Genomic DNA, 1,229 nt, shown 5'->3' with positions numbered 1-1,229 from the left:
ATGGGCGATCGAGACCGCGTTGTAGACATCGGTGAGCCGGTCGACGCGGGGGAGCCCGGCCTCCAGCCGCCGCAGCAGGGCCTCGGCGCTCGGGCGGGTGCGCTGCGGCTTCATCCCGGCCGACCGGAAGGCGTCACGCCAGGCGGCGAGATGCGGATGCTCCTCGACGGGCATGCCGCCGAAGGCCGCACGGGCGCTCGCCTCGGCCGCGGTCAGCAGCTTCTCGCTGGCGGCGTCGCTCGGTCCCGGGCGCAGCCCCTCGGCGACCAGCAGCAGAGCACGGTAGTCCGGGCGGAGGGCGGTGACCTCCGGGTCGATCGTGGCGGCGCCGAGCCAGGTCTCGGTGCCGGGTGCTTGGGTGGTCACGGCTCTCCTGAGGGTCACTGGACTGTACTGGCGGATCAGTATATTGAACTCCGCTGCCGTGTCGATCCCGGCGGGTCGATCGATTCCGTGTCCGGGAAGCCGCCGGGCGCATGTTCTACTTCTGGGGAACAGCAGGTAACCCGTAGAAAAGTGATCCACCCGCCGTGCGACTGAACGAGCTCGACGAACGCATCGTGCATGCCCTGGCCGAGGACGCCAGGCGTTCCTACGCCGACATCGGCGCCGAGATCGGCCTCTCCGCGCCCGCCGTGAAGCGGCGCGTCGACCGGCTGCGGGCCGAGGGTGCCATCACCGGGTTCACCGTCCGGGTCGACCCTGCGGCCCTGGGCTGGGAGACCGAGGGCTTCATCGAGCTCTACTGCCGCCGCAACACCTCGCCCGACGCGATCCACCGCGGACTGTCCCGCTACCCCGAGGTGGCCTCCGCCTCGACCGTCACCGGCGAGGCCGACGCCCTCGTCCAGATCTTCGCCTCGGACATGCGCCACTTCGAGCGCGTCCTGGAACGCATCGCGGGCGAGCCGTTCGTCGAGCGCACCAAGTCCGTCCTCGTGCTCTCCCCGCTCCTGCGCCGCTTCACCTCCGGGGCGCCGTCGTAGGGAGTGCGGGCCCGGTGCGGTCTGGCCCGTCGACGGGCCGCCGCGTCATGGTGGCGCCATGCTCACCTCCACATACGCTCCGGGCGGGCCGAGCCGGCTCGTGCTCGAGACCCCCGACGCCAAGGGCGCGGCGGACTTCTACGGCGGCGTCCTCGGCTGGGACTTCCGGCCCGGTCCGCCGGGCGCGGGCGAGCACGGCTCCTTCCGGCTCGACGGCAGGACCGTCGCCGGCCTCGCCCCGCC

The 1,229-nt window shown here is 72.5% G+C and carries 1 protein-coding gene and 2 pseudogenes; 2 read left to right on the top strand and 1 reads right to left on the bottom strand.

Annotation, left to right across the window (positions count from 1 at the left end; translation table 11 throughout):
* Positions 1 to 366: pseudogene (locus AB0K09_RS33530) on the bottom strand (hypothetical protein); the annotation flags it as partial.
* A 164-nt stretch (positions 367 to 530) separates the two neighbouring features.
* Here AB0K09_RS33530 and AB0K09_RS33525 point away from each other — a divergent pair.
* Both AB0K09_RS33525 and AB0K09_RS33520 read left to right on the top strand, forming a co-directional pair.
* A complete protein-coding gene (locus tag AB0K09_RS33525; RefSeq protein ID WP_366069159.1) occupies positions 531 to 986 on the top strand; it encodes an Lrp/AsnC family transcriptional regulator in 456 nt (151 codons plus the stop codon).
* A 58-nt stretch (positions 987 to 1,044) separates the two neighbouring features.
* A pseudogene (locus AB0K09_RS33520) lies at positions 1,045 to 1,229 on the top strand (VOC family protein); the annotation flags it as partial.

This window comes from Streptomyces sp. NPDC049577 (assembly GCF_040675635.1).
GTDB lineage: Bacteria > Actinomycetota > Actinomycetes > Streptomycetales > Streptomycetaceae > Streptomyces.
The sequence above is the reverse complement of the archived record's forward strand: the minus strand, read 5'-3'. Positions and strand labels throughout refer to the sequence as shown.